We start from the raw sequence: 24,161 nt of genomic DNA on the forward strand, positions 1-24,161 counted from the left end.
TGACAAAAATACACATCTCCATGAGAATTCTATTTGTTTTGGGCCTTATCTGCCTTGTTTCCAGTTGCAAAAACGAAAAAAACAACACCACCACGCCACAAGAAGAAACCACTTCTCTAATGGCGGGTACCGATACCTTGATCTATCCTGAGGAAAAGTATTTTAAAAGTATACGGCAAATTACGTTTGGCGGGGATAATGCCGAAGCGTATTGGAGCTGGGACGATAAACAAATGATCTTTCAGTCCAACAATGCCAATTGGGGATTAAACTGTGACCAGATGTTTCTGTTGAACGTGGAAGCGGGCATTCAGGATTCCATTCCTCCTATGGTGAGTACAGGCTATGGCCGAACTACATGTGCCTATTTTCTGCCAGACAACAAACATTTTGTTTACGGTTCTACGCATTTGGCGGATAAAGAATGTCCCGAGGTACCCTTAAGGCGAAACGGTGCCTATGTATGGCCGGTCTATGATTCCTTTGACATTTTTGTTGCGGATCTAGAGGGAAACATCACAGCGCAATTGACTGACGAACCCGGATACGATGCCGAAGCCACCGTGTCGCCCAAGGGAGATAAAATTGTTTTCACTTCTACCCGAAGTGGCGATTTGGAATTATACACCATGAACCTGGACGGGTCCGATGTTAAGCAGATTACCAATGAACTGGGCTATGACGGCGGCGCCTTTTTCTCCCCAGACGGCACAAAACTCATTTTTAGGGCATCCAGACCCAAAACCCCTGAAGCCATTAAAAAGTATAAAGATTTATTGGCTGAAGGTTTGGTAGAACCCACCGATATGGAGCTTTTTATCTGTAATGCCGATGGAAGCGATTTGAAACAATTGACCTTTTTGGGCAATGCCAACTGGAGTCCGTTTTTTCACCCCTCGGGGAAAAAAGTGTTGTTCTCGAGTAACTTTGAAGCTGAAAAAGGATTTCCTTTCAATTTGTATTTTATTGATATCGACGGAAAGAATTTGGAACGTGTTACGCATGGGGAAACCTTTGATGCTTTTCCTGTTTTTTCTAATGACGGCAAATACCTGGCCTTTTCCAGTAATCGCAACAACAGAGGTACACGGGATACCAATCTGTTCATTGCAGAATGGCAAGAAGCCTCCCCTAACCCTGTGCCTTCCTCTCGCGATGGCTCGTCGGAGGCAGGAGGAGGGGAATGATAATGATATTTTTATCTTCCATTCCAATTGAGCCCGAACTCTTTGGCCATAAGGTCAATGTGCATTTGGTATTGGAATACCTGGCTTTTCTTGTAGGGTTTCGTTATTATCTTTTCTTACGGAAAAATTCCACGGACAACATATCCTCAAACAACCGGCTTTCCATTATCATAGGGGCTATTTTTGGCGCACTTTTCTTTTCCCGATTGATTGCCTTTTTGGAGAACCCAGTCCTACACTGGGATCAAGGTTGGATTGCCATCTTTAACAATAAGACTATCATGGGCGGCTTGTTCGGCGGGTTATTGGGCGTAGAATTTGCAAAAAAGATTATTGGGGAGCAACAATCTTCCGGGGATTTGTTCACACTACCCATTATATTGGGCATCATTATAGGTAGAACGGGATGTTTCCTGGCGGGTATGAAGGAGTTCACGTATGGAAAGACCACAAACTTTTTCTTGGGGATGGATTTAGGCGATGGTTTAGATCGTCACCCCATAGCACTTTATGAAATCTTCTTTTTGATTCTGCTGTTCATTGGCATCCAAAAACTAAAGCATAGTGCTGTTTCCTTGGAGAACGGATCTTTGTTTAAGGTATTCATGGTAAGTTATTTTGGATTCCGCTTTTTGGTCGAGTTTCTTAAACCTAATAGTTTTTATATTCTAGGCCTCAGTAGCATTCAGATTTTATGTTTACTTTGTTTCCTTTATTATCACCAATTTATCCTTCAAGGAATATTTTATGCCCGAAAAAAACTACACCTATTATGATTTTACAATTAGCTTATGTCCCGAATGTCTTCGAAGGATTGATGCCAAGATAGTTTTTGAGGAAGGGAAGGTGTATATGCTTAAAAATTGTCCGGAACACGGACGCTCCAAAATTTTGATTGCGGACGATATTGAATACTACAAAAACATCCGTAACTATAATAAAGCCTCCGAATATCCAAAAACCTTCAACACCAAAACCCATTATGGTTGCCCCTATGATTGCGGCCTTTGTCCCGATCATGAGCAGCATTCATGTCTTACGGTGGTCGAATTAACGGACCGTTGCAACCTTACCTGCCCTACCTGTTATGCAGGTTCTTCACCAACTTATGGAAGGCATAGAACCTTGGAAGAGGTAAAAACAATGTTGGATGTTATCGTAAAAAACGAAGGGGAACCAGATGTGGTCCAGCTTAGTGGTGGCGAACCTACCTTACATCCTCAGTTTTTTGAAATTTTGGATTATACAAAATCCTTGCCCATTCGCCACTTGATGGTAAATACCAACGGTATTAAAATCGCGAAGGATTTTGAATTTGTAGAACGCTTGGCAACCTATATGCCTGATTTTGAAATTTACCTCCAGTTCGATTCCTTGGACAATCACGTTTTACAAACTTTGAGAGGGGCGGACCTGACCGAAATCCGTCTACAAGCCTTACAACATTTAAACCAATTAAACCTTTCCACAACTTTGGTAGTGACCCTCCAAAAAGGTCTAAACGACCACGAGATGGGAAAGACCATAGATTTTGCCCTTCAACAAAAATGTGTGCGCGGGGTCACCTTTCAACCAACACAGATAGCGGGGCGGTTGGAAAATTTTGAGGTGGACGAAAATAGGATCACGCTTACAGAGGTGCGGAGAAAGATTTTGGAGCAATCCCCTATTTTTGAACCGGACGACCTTATTCCCGTCCCTTGTAACCCAGATGCCCTGGTCATGGCCTATGCCTTAAAATTGGGAAATGAAGTTAGTCCGTTAACACGTTACATCAACCCGGATGATTTGCTGAACGAAGGAAAAAACACCATCATCTATGAACAGGATGAACAACTGCATGGCAAAATGATCGAGCTTTTTAGTACGGGAAATTCTGTGGAAAAAGCATCGGAAAACCTAAAGAGTATCATGTGCTGCCTCCCGGAAATCGATGCGCCGGAACTTGGTTATGACAATCTGTTCAGGATCATCATCATGCAGTTCATAGATGCCCATAATTTTGATGTGCGGGCCATAAAAAAATCCTGTGTGCACATCGTAAACAAGGACAATAAGATTATCCCTTTTGAGACGATGAATCTTTTTTACAGGGATGATAAAATAGAACGATTGAAAGAACTACAAAAACAAACACCATGAGCATATTTTCGCTAGAAGTTGGCAATTTGGACGGATTGTTTGTCCTTATAATTCTCATAATGTTCGGTCCTGCGATACTGTTGGGCATCATTGGCGTTGTGTTGATATCACAAAATAAAAAGAAGTCCGGTAAAGTCTTTGTGATTCTGGCTGGGGTGTATTTGCTCGTTAGCCTTGGAATATGTGGGTCTATGATGATTGGATTATAATCTAGATCCTATTCCCTTCGTCCGTACTTTTTCGCTTTTGGTTATCCCGTATCTTATTATTTCCAAACCTGTATCTGAACCCAATAAAAAATAGCCTAGTCTCCCTTCTGGAAAAAGTGCTGTTGTCCTGGTTCAGATAATTACGGGTATAGAAGAAGTTTCCATCATTAAAAACATCATCAAAGGAAAAGGACAATGTCGCCTTTCGCTGCCAAAAGGTTTTGCTAAGGGAAAGAATAAGCTGACTGGTGGATTCCCGTGTGGAATTGCCCAACACCACTGGTGAGGAATATCTAAAAAGTACATCCGCATACAGGGAACGGTCCTTTAACAGGGTAAAATAATTATTAAAGCGCACGTTGCCCGTCCATAATCCATTACTCAAAATTGCTCCGCTATCGATATCCCTAAAACTAGTTTGTTTATTGTAGTAGGTAAGCAAAAGATAGGTGTCCCAAAACCTAGTCCAACTTTTGTTAAATCTGAATTCCGCGCCGTAGGTTATGTTTGACTCCAAATTGACGCTCAAGAAACGAAGTAGATTGCTTTCATTATCCTGCACCACCTGTTCAAAGAAGTCATTGCTATCGTCAAAATAATACACTTCCAATGAATAGTCCTTTCCAATACCATACTCCAAGGATACATAATTCCTGATAGCAGGTCTTAGATTTGGGTTGCCCTCTACGACCGTATTGTTGCTCTGAAAAAATTGGAAAGGGTTTAAATCACTATATCTAGGCCGCGTAATCCTTCTGTAGTAACGCAATGCCAGATTGTGCTTGTTCTTGAATTCGTGTCGGGCAGATAATGAGGGGAAAAGTTCCAAATATGAATTTTTGATGGGGTCACCGGCCGTATCGAGGTCTCCTATGGTTTCGGTATATTCGGAACGAAGCCCCATGTTCAATTGCCAATTTTCCCAAGAATTATTAAGGCTAGCGTACCCTGCCATAATCTGCTCGTCATAATCAAAAACACCCGCCTCCGTAGGGCTGATTCCTGGTTGGGTCCTGTCGAAACCTTCTTGGCTGATGGTAGATTGGGAGTTTATACCGGAATACCGCAGACCTGCTTCCAATGTGGATGATTTTTTTATCGGGTTGGTATAATCGACCTGGGCACTGTAGATGGCCGTTTTTTGGCTGGATTGTGTCGTAAAATCGTTATCTCCCGTTGTGATTCCATCACTGTCAAAGAAATCGGTGTCCAGATCTTGCCCCCTGTTATACTGATAAAAAGTGTAATTGGTAGCCACGGAAATACTTTCGCCCTTCTTATCGAATTTATGTGTCCAGTCCAGATAGTATGCCGAATTTAGGGCATCGAAATCGGAATCGTTTGCCGTTAGAAAACTGGACCGTAGATCCCTCGATGTGTCTTCAATTAGGGTTTCAGAATCAATAAACCTGTTGGCGGGAGCTGTAAACGAATTGATCGTAGAAAAACTAAGGTTATTTTTGTCATTTATCTGATAATCAAAAAAACCGCTGACATTATGTTGATTGCTCCTGGTAATGGTCCTTTGTTCCGTCGTCCAGACCTCATCTATAGTTCCGGAATCAAAAAAATTGGTAATATCCGTAAACCTTCTTAAGTCCTTGCTTTTTCTAAAACTATAGGAAAGTGAAAAATCCGTTTTCTTGCCCTTAAAAAAGTGGTCTGTCCCGATTATATGCTTAGGGAAAACCGCCTGTGTATATCTATTATAAACAGACCCATTATACCCCGCGATAAGGTTCTTCTTCATTTTTATGTCCAATAGAAGTCCGCCCTCGGCACTGAATTTGGCCGGGGGATTTAAAATTACCTCCACGGATTCCACATTGTCACCGGAACTACCCGAAAGTAGGTTGACGATATCGGCTTGGGGAATGTTCACCAATCTGCCATTAATCATGACCCCAATATTGGAACTTCCCTTGATATTGATCTTATCGTTTACAATGATAACCCCGGGGGTCTGTTTTAAAATGTCCCAGATATTCCCTTGGGACAAGGAAGTATTTTCTACGTTAAAAATGAGTCGGTCTGCCAACTGCTCTATGGTGGGTTTTTTATAGGTGACTTCCACCTCCTCCAATTGGGTTTCCGTCTGGAGAATGATCATATCCGCCAAGGACATATCCGAAGCGACTTCCAAAGGGCGTATATCACTCGAGGTATCCAAATAACTCGCGGATATTAGGTAGGTTCCAGCTTGTACATTGACAAGTGTGTAGCGTCCCTCTTCATCTGTGGCGGTTCCTTTAACCAATACGGAATCCTGATTCTTTAAAAGGACGTTTGCAAAGACCAAGGCGTCCCCATTTTGGTCCTTAACGCTTCCCGATAGTTCAAATTCCTGGGCATTTGTGGCCAACGTAGTCAAAAAAACAAAGAAAAGGAATGATAAGGCTGGCTTCATTGGTTAATGGTAGTCGCCGACTAAGATAAAAAAGTTGTTCGGAAATATCTTACAATGAAAATCTATTTGTAAGAAAATCAGAAAAAGTCCGTATATTTTGACTTATTCTGAACCGATCCGGTCCCTTTCCGCTTTTTCTATTTGACGTTTGTTGTCCTCCAATCTGAAATTACCGAAATTATAGGTGAAGGAAAGTCGTACATTTTGTAGTTCCTCAAACGGACTATAGGAATTGTCCTGGTTTAAGTATCTTGACGTAAAAGAGGGATTTGCTTTGCCCAAAATATCGTTGAAGTTGAGGCTTATCTCTGCCCTTTTGTTCCATAAGGACTTCTGGAGCCCCATGGTAAGGTTGGTAGTTTCTGTCATATCAAATGATGCCAACAAAAACCCCGATAAATAAGCCAACCCCAACTCTCCTTTCAAAGTACCATCCTTGGAGAGGGTCAAATAATTGGTGACATCTATATAATAGCCATTAATTGAATTGGTCGCGGAAAAAGCATCGCTTTCCAAGGCCAAAAAGGTCTCTTCCTCATGAAAAATGGAAATATAGCCGTAGAGGTACCAGTTGTTGGTGATTGATTTTCCGTAATTAAAGTCGAAACCGTACGAGTTACTTTTTAAAGCATTAAACGTTACATCCCTAAGGATTTGGTTTTCATTGTCCTGAAAAGTATAAAGGGATATGAAATTACCGTTGTTCCTGTAATAAAAATCGAAGAAAAACTCTTGGTTCAACGTATAGTTCAAGTTGAAATTATTACTGAAATGAGGAACTAGGTTTGGATTCCCCTCTGCAAAGACATTTTCATTTATAAATGTTCTAAAGGGGTTTAAATCTTCGTATCTGGGCCGTTTTAGTTTTCTGGAATAATCAAAGGCCAGGCTATGGTTTTCATTGATAGTATGCAAAACGTAAAAAGATGGAAAAAGCTCAAAATACTCAAGATCATTAACCGTGGAAAGTGCCAAGGAATTTCCGGAACTTTGGGTGTGTTCCGCCCTAAGGCCCGCTTTAATGCTCCATTTTTCCCAGTCCTTGGAAGCGCTTATATACCCAGCATATACCCGCTCATCATACAGGTAATTGTCAGACAGCCCTGGCACGAAAACACGCCCGTTGTTCTCCGTGAAAAACTGTAATCGACTATCCGAATTTATCAAGGAAGCCTTTGCCCCGGTTTCAAAACTTACGCTACCAAAGAGCTTACTGTAGTCTACTTGGGCCGTTATGATTTCAATATCCTGAACGGCATCCGTAAAGAAACTATAATTTCGTATGAAATCACCGGAAGGTAGAAAATAGTTGGAGCTGGCACTTTGCGTTCGGTTTAAGTCAAAGGCGGTGTAATGGCCATTGACCATTAAGGTCCCGTTTTCCTTAAACGTGTGCTTATAGGTTACATCCCCGGAAATGTTATTCTTGCTCTCGTCCAAAAAACTGGCCGTCGTAAAGGTCGAATCCAAAACACCAATGCCGTTTGTGATAAAGGTGTTTTGAAAGTTGTCATACTCCCTTTTTGGGGAAAGCTGCATGTTGGTGGTTATGTTTAGTTCATTTCGTTCGTTAATGGTATAATCCAGCGTTAGCCCGCCTATGTGCGTTTCAAACCTGTTGGTCTTGTCAAAATCTGTATCCCATCGGGAAAAAATACCCGTATCGTCTATAAAGTTGGTCCTGTTCTGAACGTTCTTAAAGTCCTTTCTAGGGGCGTAGGCATAAGAAGCGTTGATATTGAGTTTATCTGTCTTGTAAAAATGTGAAGTGCCAAAATTGTATTTAGGAAAGATTCCTTGGGTGTAATTTGTACTAATATTGCCCTTATAGCCCAAAGAAATGTTTTTATTGGTAATAATGTTCAAAACGGCCCCACCCTCCGCATCATACTTTGCAGGGGGGTTATTGATGACCTCAACGGATTTTATGTTCTGGCCTTGATAATTTTCTAGTAGGTTTCTCACCTCCGATGGGGACAATTGGACTTTCCTGTCATTAATGTATACCACAGCGGGCTGGTTACGGATTTGAAGCTCGTCCTGCATTAGAATAACACCGGGTGTTTGCTTTAGGATGTCCCAGGAAGTGCTTTGTGACAACACGGTATTTTCAACATTAAAAACCAACCTGTCCACTTTACGCTCCACCTTGGGCCTTGCGGACATTACAACTACCTCGTCCAATTGCTCTGCCTGTTCTGGAATGATCAAAGCCCCAATTTTGATATCTGACCGAATGTCCAAGGGAAGTCCTTGAGAGGTTTTTCCAATGTAGGAACATTGAACAATGTAAAGCCCAGGGTCGATATCGGCAATTAAAAAAATACCCAGTTCATCTGCCGATGTACCTTTGACCATAACCGAATCTGTAGCCTGCAATAAAAAAACCGAAGCAAAGGGGATGGTTTCGCCCAAATCGTCCCTTACCGTTCCCGTTAGTTGATAGGATTGGCTATGCGCTATTTGGCAATACCCTAGGAAAGCTAGGAAAAATAGCAGTAGTGGTCTCACGTTTAGTTTGGGTTGAACACCAAAACTAACAAAATATTACTGTATTTTTTTACAAACAGGATATTCCCTTTTGTTTTTGGCCCAATATTGGCTATTTATTTAAGCGGACCTTCTTAAAATGTCCATACAAATTAGATTATATTTGCAATTGCTTTTTAAACGGGGGTTCCCAAAGTTTAAATAGGTTTATTTTTTCAACCTTTGCTATGAAATGAGCCATGTTCAATCTTGACACCTGCCTAGATGACTTTTGGCGAATTGCATCTGACCCTATAAAATATTGATCTACAGATGAAAAACATTCGAAACTTCTGCATTATTGCCCATATTGACCACGGTAAAAGTACCTTGGCAGACCGCCTTTTGGACTTTACGGGTTCCGTAACCGAGAGGGAGAAAAAGGAACAGCTGTTGGACAATATGGATCTGGAGCGGGAGCGGGGGATTACCATTAAGAGCCATGCCATTCAAATGGACTATGTCTACAACGGCGAAAAGTATGTCCTGAATCTCATAGACACACCTGGGCACGTAGATTTTTCCTATGAAGTTTCGCGTTCCATAGCGGCCTGTGAAGGTGCGCTTTTAGTTGTGGACGCCGCGCAAAGCATACAGGCGCAAACCATATCCAATCTATACCTAGCCCTGGAAAATAATCTTGAAATCATTCCGGTCCTTAACAAGGTAGACTTGCCCAGCGCTAACCCAGAGGAGGTGACGGACGATATCGTGGACTTACTGGGGTGCGATGCAGAAGATGTGATTCCTGCCAGTGCCAAAACAGGCATTGGGATAAACGAGATACTAAAGGCGATCATCGAAAGGATTCCCGCACCAAAAGGAAACCCAGACGAGCCCCTTCAGGCCCTGGTATTCGATTCGGTATACAATCCGTTTAGGGGGGTGGAAACATATTTTAGGGTCTTAAATGGGACCATCCGAAAAAATCAGAAGATAAAATTCGTGGCCACTGGCAAAAATTATGATGCCGATGAAATAGGGACCTTAAAACTTACCCAACATCCAAAACAAATGATAAGTGCGGGTGATGTGGGATATTTGATTACAGGCATCAAGGATGCCCGGGAGGTAAAAGTGGGAGACACCATTACCGATGCTGCCGTACCTACCAAAAATGCCATTGCAGGGTTTGAGGACGTAAAGCCTATGGTATTTGCGGGAATTTATCCGGTGGATACGGAAGACTTTGAGGAGCTTCGTTCTTCCATGGAAAAACTACAATTGAACGATGCTTCACTAGTATTTACACCAGAAAGCAGTGCTGCGTTGGGTTTTGGTTTTAGATGTGGTTTCTTGGGAATGCTCCATATGGAAATCATACAAGAACGCCTTGAGAGAGAGTTTGATATGACGGTCATCACCACGGTGCCCAACGTTAGTTACCATGCCTATACCCGTAAGGATCCTGAGAACCCCATCATCGTAAACAACCCCAGTGACCTCCCGGACCCTTCCACAGTAAACAGGGTTGAGGAGCCCTATATAAAGGCCACCATTATCACAAAAGCTGATTTTGTGGGGAATGTGATGTCCCTATGTATTGAAAAAAGAGGGCAGATTACCAACCAGACCTATTTGACGACAGAAAGAGTGGAGCTGAACTTCGATATGCCCTTGGCGGAAATCGTGTTCGATTTCTATGACAGATTAAAGACAGTTTCCAAAGGATACGCCTCCTTTGATTATGCCCCTATAGGGATGCGGGCGTCAAAATTGGTTCGCGTGGATATCCTTTTGAATGCACAACCTGTGGACGCCTTGTCCGCTTTGATCCATTTTGACAATGCGGCCAATATTGGAAAAAAAATGTGCGAAAAGTTAAAAGAGCTCATTCCCAGACAACAATTTGACATTCCTATCCAAGCCGCAATTGGTTCCAAGATTATTTCAAGGGAAACGATCAAGGCCCTGCGTAAGGACGTAACCGCTAAATGTTATGGCGGGGACATTTCCAGAAAGAGAAAATTATTGGAAAAACAGAAAAAAGGTAAAAAACGGATGCGTCAAGTAGGGAACGTGGAGATTCCTCAACAAGCGTTCATGGCCGTATTGAAACTGAACGATTAAGGGCCAAATTACTTAGAGGGTGCCGTTGTTGCCTCTGCCTTTTGTTTTTCCTCTTCTAAAGGAAGGGCTTTCCCCAGATAAACCAACATAGAGCCTTCCTCAATATCCGTAAAATCCTTACTGAACGAGGAAATTATTTTAATGTCGCCATCCGGTGTTTTTATGAACAGAGGAATTATATCGGCATCGGCCTTGGTTATTTCGATAAGGCCTTCATAATGTTCGGTGTCCTTAAGTTCAATCTCACGAATCGTTGGGTTCCTTCTTGCCGTTTCGGTAAGCTTTATAAAATCGTCCGTATGGGAGAACAATCCTTCCTTTGGGTTGTTTTCCGGGTCGTTCATTTCTTCCGAATCGACCAAGCGGAAGGATCCGTTTTCACCAAAATCCCCTTTAAACTTGTCAATGGCATATTTGTTAATGTCCGAGTTTCCTGTCAATGCCATAAGGTAGCCCACATCGTTGAGCTCAATATAATCTCCCAGGGAATCAGAATAAATATTGGCCCCAAACGCTTCCAGTCCTACTTTACGTGCCTTTGACACGTTGGTTTCATTGTTGTCCACTAAAACAACATGCCTGTTGTTCTCCTGTAGGTATCCCGCGATAAGCCTGGAGACCCTGGAGGCGCCAATAATCAATATACCTTCGGACTTTTTCAGGAAAACACCTACCAATTTGGCAAATAACCTTGCCGTAGTCGCATTCAATAGTACCGTTCCCAATACGATCATGAACACCAATGGCGTAATGTACTCAGCTCCGGGTTCCCCTCTGGCCAGCAGTTTAGAACCAAATAACGATGCAATCCCGGCCGCTACGATACCCCTAGGGCCTACCCAACTGATAAAAAGTTTTTCATTGAGCTTTAGATTGGAGCCCATAGCGCTGAGGAACACTCCTAGTGGCCTAATCAGGAATACAATGGTAGCGAACAAAATTACGGTCTTCCAATTATAGATAAGTTCCAGATCCGAGATGTTTATGTTGGCGGCCAATAGAATAAAAAGGATGGAAATCAAAAGGACACTAAGCGATTCCTTGAAGTAAAGAAGTTCCTTGATGTTGGGCAAATCAATATTCCCCATGACCATGCCCATGACCACAACCGCCAACAGTCCTGATTCGTGCGCGAATAGATCGGATTCCACAAAAACCAGCAGCACCACGGAAAGGGAAACCACATTCAGAAGGTAATGTGGAATAAAATTCTTTTTTATGGCAAAGGCCAAACCATGGGCGAAGGTAAAACCAAAAGTAAAACCAAAGAGCAAGATCTTTCCAAACTCCACCAATGCGGTCAATGTGTACGCCTGCCCCTCGCCTACGCTTATAAATTCAAAGACCAGTACGGCTGCCAAGGCCCCAATGGGGTCTATCAAGATACCTTCCCATTTCAAAACGGCAGAAATATCTTTTTTTAAAGGGATATTTCTTAGAATAGGTGTAATTACAGTGGGGCCTGTCACAATGATCAAGGCCGCGAAAAGAAAGGATACTTGCCAACTCAGGTCAAAAATAAAATGTGCCGCCAGCGCCCCTACAAAAAAGGTAACCAAACTCCCCAAAGTAATAAGCTTTGTGATGACGGGACCCGTATTTCGAATTTCAGACCTCTTAAGCGTCAAGCCTCCTTCGAACAATATGATGCTAATGGCAAGGGACACAAAATAATACAGTCCATCACCAGGAAACAACCCCTTTTCCCCGTTCCAAATAGGTTCTATAAGCTTTGAGCCATCCTGCGTATACAACGTGGAAATAGGCCCAACTATTAGACCGATCAAAATTAAGGGAAGAATAGCGGGCAGTTTAAATCGCCATGCTACCCACTGCGCAATGATTCCAAGAATAATAATACCGGCAAGCTCTAGCATGGAATACTTTTTTGCTAAAAATAAGAATTAAACGGGAGTTGAGGACTAAATAATACCCAAATGGTACGTTAGAATCAACTTTTAAATTCCTTTATTGAAAACCTATTTACAAAGCAATGTGAATCTTAAAGAAAAAAGCAAAAAATTACCGAACTAAATAATATTGTAGATTTTCACCTACAATTTGTGTTATAAAATACTCAAATTGAAAAATGCTTTATTATTTTTGCTGGCAAGACCCAAGAAGTAATAGAGAATTCATTTAGACTTTTCCTAAATCTTACTAATGACCGCTTAAACTTCACAAAGAGGATTTGTGAAATTATTTGGATACTTAACTACACGTAAGTACAGTTGCAAATGAAGTCAATATTAAAATCCTTTAAAAGTATTAACCTAGGTATACCTCAGTTTTCTGGGCTTTTGGTATTTATTTTCGTTTTTGGACTTACCACTTATTTGAGTTATCAAAGGTATCTTATTCTAAAAAGCTCCGAAGATAATGAATTGAGAAGACAGGCTTCCCAAGTAGAAAATGAAATAAAAAGAGTATTGGAACAAGGTTTTTCAAGTACTCAAAATTTGGGGTTTTTGATTGAAAACTATGGCGTTCCGGAAGATTTTCCAAAAGTTGCAAAATTGATTCTTGGTACAAATAGCAATATAGATGCCCTGGAGCTTGTTGACAGTACCGGTCTTATCACACACGTTTATCCATTGGAAGGAAACGAAGTTTTGGGATTTAATATTTTAAGGGACCCCATAGGCAAAGAAGGCGCCATAAAAACAAAGGAAAAAGGAAGATATTATGTTACCGGGCCCATTAATTTAAAGCAAGGAGGGTCCGGTTTTGTCTGCCGTACCCCTATTTATGTCGAAAACCAATTTGCCGGTTTTGCCGCAGCCGTAATTAGACTTGAATCCTTGTTGTCGGAAATTTCATTAAATTCTGAAGAAAATAAACCTTTTTCCTATCAACTTTACAAAACAAATCCAGATGGGTCTGAAAAAATGTTCTTTTCCTCAAAAAGGGAATTACCGGAAAGTGCCTCGAAATACTCCATCAGCGATAATAATGGTGAGTGGAAACTGAATGTGGTCTCGGACAAAAATCTTGATTTGTACGGTTTTTACGTTCTGGGAGGTCTTGGTCTAATTTTGGCCATTGTTGCTGGTTTATTTACAAAGCTTCTGTTAGAGCAGCCAAGAATCCTTCGTGAAAAGGTAAACGAAAAAACCCTTTTGTTAAAGGAAAATGAAAAAAAACTGAGGGCATATATAGAACAGGCCTCGGACGGTATATTTTTGGCCGACTTTCAAGGGAATCTTTTGGAAGCAAACATAAAAGGGGTGGAAATGTTTGGTTATCCAAAAAATGAGTTACTACAAAAAAATCTCAAAGATTTAGCAACAAAAGACGATTTAAAAAAGGTACCCTTACGATTTGCCGAAATAAATACTGAGCAATCTGTTCTTACCGAGCGAAAACTCAGAAAAAAGGACGGTTCCAGCTTCTATGGAGAAGTAAGTGCAAAAAAATTGAACGATGGCACCATCTTGGGCATTGTTAGGGATGTTACGGCCAGAAAAAAATTGGAGTATGCCGCAAATGAAAACCTGCAAAAATTTCAGAAAGCCTTTAATAGCCAAACCATAGGCGTGGCCATCTTTGATAATGAATTAAAATTTACCGATGCCAATCAATACTTTTTGGAATTGCTGGATTTTCCCTTGAATGAAGTTATTGGAAAAAAATTCGAAGAACTAGGAATCATAATCGATGAGGAATCAAAGCGAAAGGAAGCCCTAGAGTCACTAAATAGTAGTGGGAAAATATTTTCAATGGAACTCATAGCCCGGCCAAAGGGGAAGGAGAAAATTTATATTACAGCTTCCGCGGAAACGTACGAAGTAGATAAAAAAAGGTATATTCTGGCAACTTTTTTAGACAGAACTGAAGAAAAGAAGGTCCAAAAAAAAATCGTTGCAAGTGAAAAAAAATACCGCGAGTTGACTGAGCGGATATCAGATGCGTTCATATCCTTGGACAACCATTGGAACCTAACCTATATCAATGCTAAGGCCCAAGAATTAATACAAAAAAAGAAAGAGGAGCTTATAGGCAAAAATATATGGAATGTTTTTCAAAACACCATAAGTTCCAGTACACGCGGCAAAATTGAGAGTGCCTTAAAAAAGCAGGAATATGTTCATTTGGAACAGTTCTATCCCAGAAACAATATTTGGATCGAAAGCCACGTGTACCCATCACCGGAAGGTCTAACGGTTTATTTTAGAGACATTACGGAACGAAAAATTTCTGAGGAGGAAAACCAAAAAATCTTAGCCGTAATTGGAAAAAGTCCTGGATTTATTGGGTTGACAGGTCTTGATGGACAGTGTATTTATCTCAATGAATCCGGGAGGGAACTTGTAGGCCTTACCTCTGAAGATACAATTTCCAATTTTTCCATTCTGGATTTTTTTCCTGAGAACTCAAGACAGATCATCAAAGAGGAGTACCTTCCCTTTGTTTTTAAAAATGGAGCCTGGAGCGGCGAAGGTTATCTAAGAAGTTTTAAAGAGGATAGAAATATTCCAGCGGCACTTTCCGCTTTCCTAATCAATGACAAGACTAGCAAGCCCATTGGCATAGGATCGGTAGCCTTTGACCTTACGGATCAAAAGAAAACGGAAAAGGAAATTCTTGATCTTCAGCACAAAATGGATGCTGCCATACGTATTGGTAAAATTGGTTATTGGAACTGGAATATTGAAACGGGTATCATCGATTGGTCCGATCGGATGTATGAAATCTATGATGTTGCACCCGGAAGAAAGATCGATGTTGCCTTTTCCAAAACCCTGGTACACCCTGATGACCTTGAAATGCATGATGCCATTATTAAAAATAAAATTTCGCAAAGGGACAACAGTTCCTTTTCCTATAGGATTTTACATAGGGACCAATCCATAAAACATGTTCGGGTTCAAATGGAAGTGACTACGGATGCTGAGGGGGTGCCAATCGAATATCAGGGAACCGTAGTAGACGTTACGGAAAGGAAAGTGTTTGAGGAGAGGCTTGAAAAACAAAATGCCGAACTTATAAAGACCAATTCAGTATTGGATAGCTTCGTTTATAGTGCATCGCATGAACTAAGATCTCCTTTGGCATCCCTTCTTGGCTTGGTGGATATTATGAAAAGGGAAGAGCGGCACGATGTGGGCCTCCTCAATCTACAGATGATGGAAAACTCCATTACCCGGCTTGATGAATTCATTGGAGATATCATTGAATACTCAAGAAATAATCATGTATCGGTTGTGCCAGAAGAAATAAATTTTAGTACCTTAATAGAGAAAGCCTTTGCAGATTTATGGTATTTAAAAAGCACACAAGACATTAAGGTTTATAAAAAAATAGAGGGGAAAACAGTTTTTTACTCGGATAAGAGAAGGGTTGTGGTCTTGTTGAACAATTTTATTTCCAATGCCATAAAGTATCAGGACAAGGAAAGAACATGCCCTTCCATTTGGATTGATATAAAAATAGATAGAAAAGAAGCTGTCATAAAAATAGAGGACAATGGAATGGGAATAGCAACGGAAAGTCAGGAAAAAATATATGATATGTTCTACAGGGCCACTTCAAAAGTAACAGGATCTGGAATTGGTCTGTTCATCGTAAAGGAAATATTGGAAAAACTTAACGGAACGGTAACCTTGGACTCTACCGTGAAGAAAGGATCGGTTTTCACTTTAAGGCTACCTAATCTTTATCCTGCTGACTAAATACGAATATTATGAAATGAGCCATAACAAGTCTTGATACCCACTGAGATAGTTATTGGCGAATTGCATCTGACCTATGAAAAACAAAAAAATAAACAGATGAAAATACTTTTAATAGATGATTCGGAAATTGATAACTACATCAATAAGGCCATAATTTCAAAATCCGAAATAGTGTCTGAAGTCATCACAAAAACTTCAGGCAAAGAAGCTTTGGACTATCTCATCGATTTACAGGACGACGTGGAATCGGTACCGGAAATTATTTTTCTGGATATTCGCATGCCAGGCATGGATGGATACGAATTTATAGAGCACTTTAAAAACTTGCCAGATGCATTGAAGGGAAAATGCCGGGTCTTTGTTTTAAGCTCTTCCACAAATCCAACGGACGTTGCCCGTTCAGAAAGTTATGAAGAAATAGAAAAACATTTGGCCAAACCTTTAGCACACCATTCGATAGAAGAATTAATACGCCCCTAGCCATGGAGCGTTTCTTAAGTGCGTCCCGCAATGCCTAATAATGTATGAACCCTTTTCCCAAGCTGTGTCTAGCCGTTAAATTCTCATAAACTACCTGTTTTTCCTATTCTTTTTAATTAATTTTCCGCATTTATACCATTACCCGATAGATTAATGGACTTATATCCTATTGAGACAGGAAATTTTAAGCTGGACGGTGGCGCCATGTTTGGGGTCGTGCCAAAAACGCTTTGGCAAAGAACAAACCCGGCAGACCAAAACAATTTAATCGATATCGCAGCTAGAAGTTTGTTGATCCATGACGGTGACAGACTCATCCTAGTGGATGCAGGACTTGGCAATAAACAATCCGATAAATTTTTTGGCCATTACCATCGTTGGGGCAATTACTCGCTGGAAACTTCCCTAAAAAAAATAGGGATGGCCAAGGAGGATATTACAGATGTCTTTCTTACCCATCTTCACTTTGACCATTGTGGGGGTTGCATCCAATGGAACAAGGACAGGACAGGATATGAGCCTGCATTTGAAAATGCCCGTTTTTGGACCAATAAAAACCATTGGGAGTGGGCTACCAATCCCAATGCCAGGGAGAAGGCATCCTTTTTGTCGGAAAATTTATTACCTATGGAGGAAAGTGGCCATTTGGACTTTGTAGATTTTCCAAATGATTCATTATATAAGAACACATCTGAACTAGGGTTTGGCATCTATTTTGTAAACGGACATACAGAAAAACAAATGTTGCCTACGATTACCTTTAAAGGAGAAACGCTCGTTTTTGTTGCCGACTTAATACCAACGGTAGGCCATATTCCTTTGCCATATGTTATGGGCTACGATACAAGACCATTGTTGACGCTTTCGGAAAAAGAAAAGTTCCTAAATGAGGCTGCGGAAAAAAACTATTTTCTTTTCTTTGAACACGATGCACACAATCAGCTCTGTACTCTCAAAAAAACCGATAAAGGGGTTAGGTTGGACCAGACCTATACTTTCGATGAAATTTTCAACTAAAATTCACAATTAATTTAATAACAAATGATACGTACAATCACTAAATCGTTCTTGGTATTTTCTTTCTTCACCCTAGTTGGTTGTGGTGGCACAGGAGGCCTGATATTGACTCCTGTCGAAAATATTGATGCCGTTCCCTTGAAGGTTTCGGACCTTACCGAAGCAGAAAAGAAAAACTGGGGGCATTTGGACCTTGCTTCGGACACGATTCCAGGCATGAGCGTAGACAAAGCTTATGACGAAATCATTAAGAACAAGAAAGGAAAAAAAATTATCGTAGCGGTTCTGGATTCCGGAATCGACTTGGACCATGAGGATCTGGATGGGGTCATTTGGACCAATACCGATGAAAAACCCGGCAACAACAAAGATGATGACAACAATGGTTATGTGGACGACATCCATGGGTATAACTTCTTAGGGGAGTCCTATAATGAGCAGCTTGAATATGTTCGAATGTTGCGATTGAACATTGGTGACCAAGCCACTTTGGCAAAGGCAAAGGCAAAACTGGACGAAGAATATGCCTCTGCACTACAGAATAAGGAACGATATGAACAGATTCTACAGGCAGTTAAGAGTGCGGACGCGGAGGTGAAGGCATTTTTGGGCAAGGAAACCTACACAAAAGAGGATGTTTCCGGTATGGAGGCAAGTACGGAGGCTATGCAAAGAAACAAGTCCATACTTCTTCAAATGTACAGCTTTAAGGACTCCATTCCAGAGGTGGTCGAAGAATTGGGAGATGGAATTACGTATTTCACGGAACAACTTAACTACAACCTCAACAAAGATTTTAACGGCAGGGAAATCGTGGGCGACAACCCTTATGATTATGGCGATACGGAATATGGAAACGGCAACCCCAGCAATAGGGTAGACGACGAAAGCCATGGTACCCACGTCGCAGGAATCATTGCAGCGGAAAGAAACAATGGGCTTGGAGCAAACGGTGTTGCCAACAATGTGGAAATTATGAGCATCCGGGCCGTTCCCAATGGGGACGAATATGACAAGGACATAGCTCGTGGTATTCGTTATGCAGTTGACAATGACGCTAAAATCATTAATGGCAGCTTTGGAAAATCCTTCTCTCCCAATGCGCAATGGGTCTATGACGCCATTAAATATGCCGCGGATAACGACGTATTGTTCGTGCATGCCGCAGGAAACGATGGTGCCAATCTTGATGATCCCGCCAATCCAAATTATCCCAACGATCAAATAAACAATGGGGCGGAATTTGCCGATAATGTGATTACAGTAGGCGCCTTGGACCCTAAGTATGGATCGGAATTGGTTGCCTCCTACTCCAACTACGGTAAAATCAATGTGGATGTATTCGCTCCCGGAACGGATATTTATTCTACCTATCCAAACAACGAATATGAATTTTCGCCCGGCACCTCCATGGCGGCACCAGCAGTATCCGGTGTGGCGGCTCTGATCTGGTCGCAATACCCCAACTTGAGTGCGAAACAAGTAAAGAAAATTATATTGAATTCGGGCTTGCCCGTAAAGACCAAAGTCATCTTGGGAGGTGACAATGCCAAAAGTGCCAATTTAAGTGAAATATCAACTTCAGGGAAAATGGTAAATGCCTATAATGCCCTGATCATGGCTAGCAAGGTAAGTAATGGTCAACTACAACTGTAATATTGAATCTTAATAAAATGAAGAAATTACTCTTAACGGTATTATTGATTGGGTGTTTTAATCTATCATTTGCCCAGAACCAAACCAATTATTGGCAGCAACATGTTGATTATACCATGGATGTAAACATGGATGTTGAAAATTACCAATATACGGGAACCCAAAAACTCGTGTATACGAACAATTCCCCAGATGCATTGAGCCGTGTCTATTACCATTTGTATTTCAACGCATTTCAACCCGGTAGTGAAATGGATATTCGACTACAAAATATCCAAGACCCGGATAGAAGAATGATAACAGAAGACAAAAAAAGTCGTATCGCCAGTCTTTCCGAAAGTGAAATTGGATACCTGCATGTGGAGTCCTTGACCCAAGACGGGGAGCAGGTAAGCTATCAGGAAGAAGGGACCGTTTTGGTGGTCGATTTGGAGAAGCCCATCCCGGCTGGAGGAAAAACAACGTTCGAAATGACTTTTAAGGGCCAGGTGCCCGTTCAAATCAGAAGGTCGGGCCGTAATAATGCCGATGGAGTAGCCCTTTCCATGAGCCAATGGTATCCCAAATTAGCGGAATACGATTTTGAAGGATGGCATGCAGATCCCTATATCGCTAGGGAGTTTCATGGGGTGTGGGGCGATTTTGACGTGAAACTAACCTTGGATAAGGACTATATTGTTGGTGGAACCGGTTATCTGCAAAATCCGCAGGAAATTGGTCACGGTTACGAAGCTCCTGGAACATCGGTCAAGAAACAAAAGGGGAAAACTTTAACATGGCACTTTAAGGCGCCCATGGTCCATGATTTTATGTGGGCGGCAGATCCTGAGTATGTGCATGACACATTACAGATGGAAAATGGCCCAACCCTTCATTTTTTGTATAAAAACGACCCGAAGTTCGTGGAAACATGGAAGGCGGTACAGCCCATGACCGAAAAAGCCATGAACTTCTTTAGCAGGAATATTGGCGAATACCCCTATGAACAGTATTCTGTCATCCAAGGTGGGGACGGAGGCATGGAATATGCCATGGCAACGTTGATTACTGGGGGCGACAAGCCGGGGAGTGTTATTGGCACCATGATCCATGAATTGGCCCACTCCTGGTTTCAACATGTATTGGCCACCAATGAGGCCAAACACGAATGGATGGACGAAGGATTTACCTCTTTTATATCGGCGCTATGCAGTAATGAAATCAGGGAGCAGAATAAGGAAAACCCTTTCGAAAACTCCTACAAAGGCTATTATAATCTGGCCCTCTCCGGAAAGGAACAGCCTATGAGCACCCATGCAGACCGGTATGATCTTAATTTCGCATATGGGATATCGGCCTATAGCAAAGGAGCCGTTTTTCTGGCGCAATTGGGATATGTCATTGGACAGGACAAGCTTATGGAAAGTGTTCGAAAATATTTCGAGGGCTTTAAATTCAAGCACCCTGTGCCCAACGATATCAAAAGGACCGCCGAAAAAGTTTCCGGTATGGAATTGGATTGGTATCTGACCGATTGGACCCAGACGACCAATACCATTGACTACGGTATCAAATCTGTTGAAACAGTGGGTGATGGCACAAAAATTACCATGGAAAGAATTGGCCTCATGCCCATGCCTTTGGATATTCTACTGGTCTATAACGATGGGTCTAGGGAAACATTCTATGCTCCTTTGAGAATGATGCGCGGTGAAAAGGAAAATCCATATCCGCAAATTGAAAGAACCGTGCTGCCAGATTGGCCTTGGGCATATTCTAACTATGACTTTACCATCAACAGGCCCATTTCGGACATTCAGGCCGTGGTGATCGACCCATCCCAGTTAATGGCGGATATAAACGCCGAAAACAATGTTTGGCAACCCGAAGAATAACACACGGTTAAAAAATGGACACTTCCTTCGGTAAAAAAGAAAAATTAAAAAGCCAAAAAACTATTAGCCAGCTTTTTACCGAAGGAAAAAGTCTTACCATATTCCCCTTAAAGCTGATATATCTCCAAACCGAACAACAAGAGGTATGTATAAAGGCCGCGGTGACCGTTCCCAAAAAAAACTTCAAAAGGGCCGTTCATCGAAATAAAATAAAAAGATTGTTGCGGGAATCCTATAGATTGAACAAAGGCCTGGTTTTTAACAATACACAAGGAAACTTTGCGTTTTTATTTTTATACCTTGGAAAGGATATGCCGGCTTTTGAGGACGTAGCGTCCAAAATGAAGCTGCTTTTGGAAAAATTTAATGCCCGGATCCATGAAAAAACGAATACGTAAAAGAATTATTTTTCCCGTTCTGGCCCTTGCTTTTCTGGTGATTGGAAGTAGTTTTAAAAGTGATTTTTTTGAAATAGCGAAGCAGATAGAAATTTTCACGACGCTTTTCAAGGAATTGAACATGAATTATGTGGACGAAACCAATCCTGCGGAACTGATGGACACGGCCATAAAAAACATGTTGGAGGACCTAGATCCCTACACCAAGTTTTTAAATGAACAGGACGTAGAATCCTATAGGATAAACAATGCAGGTGAATACTCCGGTATAGGTGCTTTGGTCAGGACATACAAAGATCGATTGTTGATCGTAGAGCCCCATCAAGGGTATCCTGCGGACAAGGCCGGTCTAAAAGCGGGCGATCAGATTATCCAAATTGGAGATATCAAAGTGGCCGATTTTGAGGACAATGCCAGCGAGCTTCTAAAAGGTTCCGAAGGTTCCACCGTGGACATTATCTATAAGCGACAAGGCAAGATAAACAGTACCACCATAGAACGTGGTGGAATTGAAGTGGATGCCGTGCCCTTCTACAAAATGATAGACGACATAACTGGATACATTGTTTTGTCAAAATTCAACGCCAAGGCCACGGACCAAACAAAAAGTGCCTTGCTCGACCTCAAAGGAAAAGGGGCCCAAAAAATAGTATTGGACTTGCGCGACAACCCTGGAGGGCTGCTCTCCGAGGCCATAAACATTACCAACTTGTTCGTTCCAAAAGGCGAATTGGTAGTAACTACAAAATCGAAAGTAAAAAAATTCAACAGGGAATACCGTACAAGCAACCAACCCGTGGATACTGAAATTCCCTTGGTGGTCTTGGTGAACGGTAGTAGTGCCTCCGCCAGCGAAATCGTTTCGGGCAGTCTACAGGACTTAGATCGGGCGGTCATTATGGGGGCGCGTAGTTTTGGAAAGGGCTTGGTGCAAAGACCCTTAAAATTGACCTACGGAACGCAGTTAAAGGTGACCATTTCCAGGTATTATACGGCATCCGGACGTTGTATCCAGGCCTTGGATTACTGGAACAGGGACGATAATGGAAATGCCATCAGAAATACCCAATTCAACGATTTCACGACTAGGAACGGAAGAAAGGTTCAGGATGGGGGCGGCGTACTGCCCGATGTTGAAATCGCCGCGGTTAAAACGAACGATTTAACCATGGCCTTACTGCAAAACAATGTCATTTTCGACTATGCTACAGATTACTACTTTAGTAATAAAGTAGCCGATGTAGCCGATTTTCAGTTTTCAAATTCGGACTTTAACGATTTTAAGGCCTTTGTTAGGGAAAGCGATTTTTCCTTTGAGACCAAGGCGGAAAAGGCAATCACCGAAGCCTTGTCCGGTTCTGAAAACGATTTCTTGGGTCAGGAAGTAAAGGATAGTTACAAGACCTTGTTGGCCAACATTCAGAAGGGCAAGATCAATGCCCTGGACAAGTATCAAAAAGAAATCCAGAAAAATTTAGAGGACGAAATCATCAAACGTTTTTTTTATCGTGATGGGTTATATCAATACTACTTGTCCCACGATGATGCCATTCTGGCCGCAACGGAACTCTTGGAAAACAGCACAAAATATAACGGTATCCTGGGAAAGCGTTAGTCGTATTCACAGCTTTCGGTATCAGGTTCAATAAAATAACCTTGGTAGTTTGTGGCCTTGGGGTCCATGCACCCTTTAAGGTTTCTTATTTTTATATTCCTGAAGTCAATGGGCTGACCTTCACTTTGTAAGGCTATAAAACCTTCCTTCAAGGGTGTTCCCGGTTTAAAGATATTTGGATCGTATCCATTGACGACACCTCCGCCCATCTGGGGCTTGGAATACTCCAATACGGTTTCGCCATTAATGATGTGCCTTACCAATGAATCCCCGTAAACCATAAGTTCCGCTTTTACCCATTGTTCTCCAAAATAGGTCTCGGAAATTGAATTGACACAATGGTTGGGGTCGAGTTTTCCGTTGTAGAAAATATCTGTTCCTGGGGAGCACATATTCCCTGTAGGCCGTTCTTTTCCTTCCTCCACGCCAGCCAAGAATTGCATCTCCACGGAAATGGGCCAATCCTGTTCCTTGAGCATGGTTCTAGGGTCTTGGGAATGAAACATGACCCCGCTATTTAATAAGGTATAGTCTGGAGCTCCTGGAAATAGTTCACCTACAAATCGATATTCCATGGAAAGATGGAAAAAGGAATACGGTTGATCATAGTACAAGTGGCCGAACCGGTCGTTGAACAAGCCTTCATATTGGTCGTATCTAACTTTTATTATATCATCCTCTACCCTAAAGGTATCGCCATAATTGTCATAGACGTCATAATGGTGGATTTTAGTGGTCCAACCCGCCAAGTCTTTTCCATTAAAAAGAGGAGTCCATCCTGTATCGGTAGTTTCTTGGGAAATAACACTGGTGTTAATAGTCAACAAAATGGCCAAAACCAGATATGATTTCCAATCTATAAAATAAGTAAACAATCGTTCTATCTTGGAAATATCCATTTC

Annotated in this window: 16 protein-coding genes; 12 read left to right on the forward strand and 4 right to left on the reverse strand. The window is 41.6% G+C overall.

Going from position 1 to position 24,161, the window contains the following annotated elements; all coding sequences use genetic code 11:
* Nucleotides 1-20 precede the first annotated feature (20 nt).
* The 4 genes from BFP75_RS01295 to BFP75_RS01310 are packed head-to-tail and all read left to right on the forward strand — an operon-like array spanning nucleotide 21 to nucleotide 3,538.
* Nucleotides 21-1,187 (forward strand): TolB family protein, encoded by a 1,167-nt coding sequence (locus tag BFP75_RS01295; protein ID WP_099542863.1) that lies wholly within the window; start codon nucleotides 21-23, stop codon nucleotides 1,185-1,187.
* Nucleotides 1,184-1,963, forward strand: coding sequence for a prolipoprotein diacylglyceryl transferase family protein (locus tag BFP75_RS01300; RefSeq protein ID WP_240531658.1), 780 nt, complete (start codon nucleotides 1,184-1,186; stop codon nucleotides 1,961-1,963). Before BFP75_RS01295 ends, BFP75_RS01300 begins: the two co-directional genes overlap by 4 nt.
* Nucleotides 1,935-3,329 carry a radical SAM protein gene (locus BFP75_RS01305; protein ID WP_099542865.1) on the forward strand — a complete coding sequence of 465 codons (1,395 nt, stop codon included), beginning with the start codon at nucleotides 1,935-1,937 and terminating at the stop codon, nucleotides 3,327-3,329. Before BFP75_RS01300 ends, BFP75_RS01305 begins: the two co-directional genes overlap by 29 nt.
* On the forward strand, nucleotides 3,326-3,538 hold the full coding sequence (locus tag BFP75_RS01310; RefSeq protein WP_099542866.1) for a hypothetical protein: 213 nt from the start codon (nucleotides 3,326-3,328) through the stop codon (nucleotides 3,536-3,538). The genes BFP75_RS01305 and BFP75_RS01310 overlap by 4 nt, the downstream gene beginning before the upstream one ends.
* A 1-nt stretch (nucleotide 3,539) precedes the next feature.
* Here BFP75_RS01310 and BFP75_RS01315 read toward each other — a convergent pair whose 3' ends face one another.
* Both BFP75_RS01315 and BFP75_RS01320 read right to left on the reverse strand, forming a co-directional pair.
* The gene (locus BFP75_RS01315; RefSeq protein WP_099542867.1) at nucleotides 3,540-5,945 is read right to left on the reverse strand and encodes a TonB-dependent receptor; all 2,406 of its coding nucleotides are present in this window, start codon (nucleotides 5,943-5,945) and stop codon (nucleotides 3,540-3,542) included.
* A 102-nt stretch (nucleotides 5,946-6,047) separates the two neighbouring features.
* Nucleotides 6,048-8,456 (reverse strand): outer membrane beta-barrel family protein, encoded by a 2,409-nt coding sequence (locus tag BFP75_RS01320; protein WP_099542868.1) that lies wholly within the window; start codon nucleotides 8,454-8,456, stop codon nucleotides 6,048-6,050.
* Nucleotides 8,457-8,747: 291 nt separating this feature from the next.
* Here BFP75_RS01320 and lepA point away from each other — a divergent pair, with 291 nt between their 5' ends.
* Nucleotides 8,748-10,544: a translation elongation factor 4 gene (gene lepA, locus BFP75_RS01325; protein WP_099542869.1), complete on the forward strand. Its 1,797-nt coding sequence runs from the start codon at nucleotides 8,748-8,750 to the stop codon at nucleotides 10,542-10,544.
* An 8-nt stretch (nucleotides 10,545-10,552) separates the two neighbouring features.
* Here the strand turns inward: lepA and BFP75_RS01330 are convergent, their stop codons facing one another.
* On the reverse strand, nucleotides 10,553-12,421 hold the full coding sequence (locus BFP75_RS01330) for a cation:proton antiporter (protein ID WP_099542870.1): 1,869 nt from the start codon (nucleotides 12,419-12,421) through the stop codon (nucleotides 10,553-10,555).
* 360 nt (nucleotides 12,422-12,781) lie between these two features.
* Between BFP75_RS01330 and BFP75_RS01335 the strand changes: the two genes are divergently transcribed.
* The 7 genes from BFP75_RS01335 to BFP75_RS01365 all read left to right on the forward strand — a co-directional run bounded on the left by BFP75_RS01335 (nucleotide 12,782) and on the right by BFP75_RS01365 (nucleotide 23,259).
* Nucleotides 12,782-16,216: a PAS domain S-box protein gene (locus BFP75_RS01335; protein WP_099542871.1), complete on the forward strand. Its 3,435-nt coding sequence runs from the start codon at nucleotides 12,782-12,784 to the stop codon at nucleotides 16,214-16,216.
* Between the two features lie 99 nt (nucleotides 16,217-16,315).
* On the forward strand, nucleotides 16,316-16,699 hold the full coding sequence (locus BFP75_RS01340; RefSeq protein ID WP_123803283.1) for a response regulator: 384 nt from the start codon (nucleotides 16,316-16,318) through the stop codon (nucleotides 16,697-16,699).
* 153 nt (nucleotides 16,700-16,852) lie between these two features.
* Nucleotides 16,853-17,716, forward strand: coding sequence for an MBL fold metallo-hydrolase (locus BFP75_RS01345; RefSeq protein WP_099542873.1), 864 nt, complete (start codon nucleotides 16,853-16,855; stop codon nucleotides 17,714-17,716).
* 24 nt (nucleotides 17,717-17,740) lie between these two features.
* Entirely contained in the window at nucleotides 17,741-19,372 is a 1,632-nt protein-coding gene (locus tag BFP75_RS01350; RefSeq protein ID WP_099542874.1) for a S8 family peptidase, read from the forward strand.
* A 17-nt stretch (nucleotides 19,373-19,389) separates the two neighbouring features.
* The gene (locus tag BFP75_RS01355; RefSeq protein WP_099542875.1) at nucleotides 19,390-21,246 is read left to right on the forward strand and encodes a M1 family metallopeptidase; all 1,857 of its coding nucleotides are present in this window, start codon (nucleotides 19,390-19,392) and stop codon (nucleotides 21,244-21,246) included.
* A gap of 14 nt (nucleotides 21,247-21,260) precedes the next feature.
* Nucleotides 21,261-21,644 carry a ribonuclease P protein component gene (gene rnpA, locus BFP75_RS01360; RefSeq protein ID WP_099542876.1) on the forward strand — a complete coding sequence of 128 codons (384 nt, stop codon included), beginning with the start codon at nucleotides 21,261-21,263 and terminating at the stop codon, nucleotides 21,642-21,644.
* Nucleotides 21,625-23,259 (forward strand): S41 family peptidase, encoded by a 1,635-nt coding sequence (locus BFP75_RS01365; protein WP_099542877.1) that lies wholly within the window; start codon nucleotides 21,625-21,627, stop codon nucleotides 23,257-23,259. Before rnpA ends, BFP75_RS01365 begins: the two co-directional genes overlap by 20 nt.
* Here the strand turns inward: BFP75_RS01365 and BFP75_RS01370 are convergent.
* The gene (locus BFP75_RS01370; protein WP_099542878.1) at nucleotides 23,256-24,158 is read right to left on the reverse strand and encodes a DUF1080 domain-containing protein; all 903 of its coding nucleotides are present in this window, start codon (nucleotides 24,156-24,158) and stop codon (nucleotides 23,256-23,258) included. The two genes, BFP75_RS01365 and BFP75_RS01370, sit on opposite strands and share 4 nt — an antisense overlap.
* Nucleotides 24,159-24,161 lie beyond the last annotated feature (3 nt).

Origin of the sequence: Maribacter sp. 4G9 (assembly GCF_002742265.1) — a bacterium.
Taxonomy (GTDB): domain Bacteria; phylum Bacteroidota; class Bacteroidia; order Flavobacteriales; family Flavobacteriaceae; genus Maribacter.

What these genes read in the sequence shown, in the direction of transcription:
- BFP75_RS01295 (WP_099542863.1), top strand. Translation starts at nt 21, where the DNA reads ATGAGAATTCTATTTGTTTTGGGCCTTATCTGCCTTGTTTCCAGTTGC.
- BFP75_RS01300 (WP_240531658.1), top strand. Translation starts at nt 1,184, where the DNA reads ATGATAATGATATTTTTATCTTCCATTCCAATTGAGCCCGAACTCTTT.
- BFP75_RS01305 (WP_099542865.1), top strand. Translation starts at nt 1,935, where the DNA reads ATGCCCGAAAAAAACTACACCTATTATGATTTTACAATTAGCTTATGT.
- BFP75_RS01310 (WP_099542866.1), top strand. Translation starts at nt 3,326, where the DNA reads ATGAGCATATTTTCGCTAGAAGTTGGCAATTTGGACGGATTGTTTGTC.
- BFP75_RS01315 (WP_099542867.1), bottom strand. Translation starts at nt 5,945, where the DNA reads ATGAAGCCAGCCTTATCATTCCTTTTCTTTGTTTTTTTGACTACGTTG.
- lepA (WP_099542869.1), top strand. Translation starts at nt 8,748, where the DNA reads ATGAAAAACATTCGAAACTTCTGCATTATTGCCCATATTGACCACGGT.
- BFP75_RS01330 (WP_099542870.1), bottom strand. Translation starts at nt 12,421, where the DNA reads ATGCTAGAGCTTGCCGGTATTATTATTCTTGGAATCATTGCGCAGTGG.
- BFP75_RS01335 (WP_099542871.1), top strand. Translation starts at nt 12,782, where the DNA reads ATGAAGTCAATATTAAAATCCTTTAAAAGTATTAACCTAGGTATACCT.
- BFP75_RS01340 (WP_123803283.1), top strand. Translation starts at nt 16,316, where the DNA reads ATGAAAATACTTTTAATAGATGATTCGGAAATTGATAACTACATCAAT.
- BFP75_RS01345 (WP_099542873.1), top strand. Translation starts at nt 16,853, where the DNA reads ATGGACTTATATCCTATTGAGACAGGAAATTTTAAGCTGGACGGTGGC.
- BFP75_RS01350 (WP_099542874.1), top strand. Translation starts at nt 17,741, where the DNA reads ATGATACGTACAATCACTAAATCGTTCTTGGTATTTTCTTTCTTCACC.
- BFP75_RS01355 (WP_099542875.1), top strand. Translation starts at nt 19,390, where the DNA reads ATGAAGAAATTACTCTTAACGGTATTATTGATTGGGTGTTTTAATCTA.
- rnpA (WP_099542876.1), top strand. Translation starts at nt 21,261, where the DNA reads ATGGACACTTCCTTCGGTAAAAAAGAAAAATTAAAAAGCCAAAAAACT.
- BFP75_RS01365 (WP_099542877.1), top strand. Translation starts at nt 21,625, where the DNA reads ATGAAAAAACGAATACGTAAAAGAATTATTTTTCCCGTTCTGGCCCTT.
- BFP75_RS01370 (WP_099542878.1), bottom strand. Translation starts at nt 24,158, where the DNA reads ATGGATATTTCCAAGATAGAACGATTGTTTACTTATTTTATAGATTGG.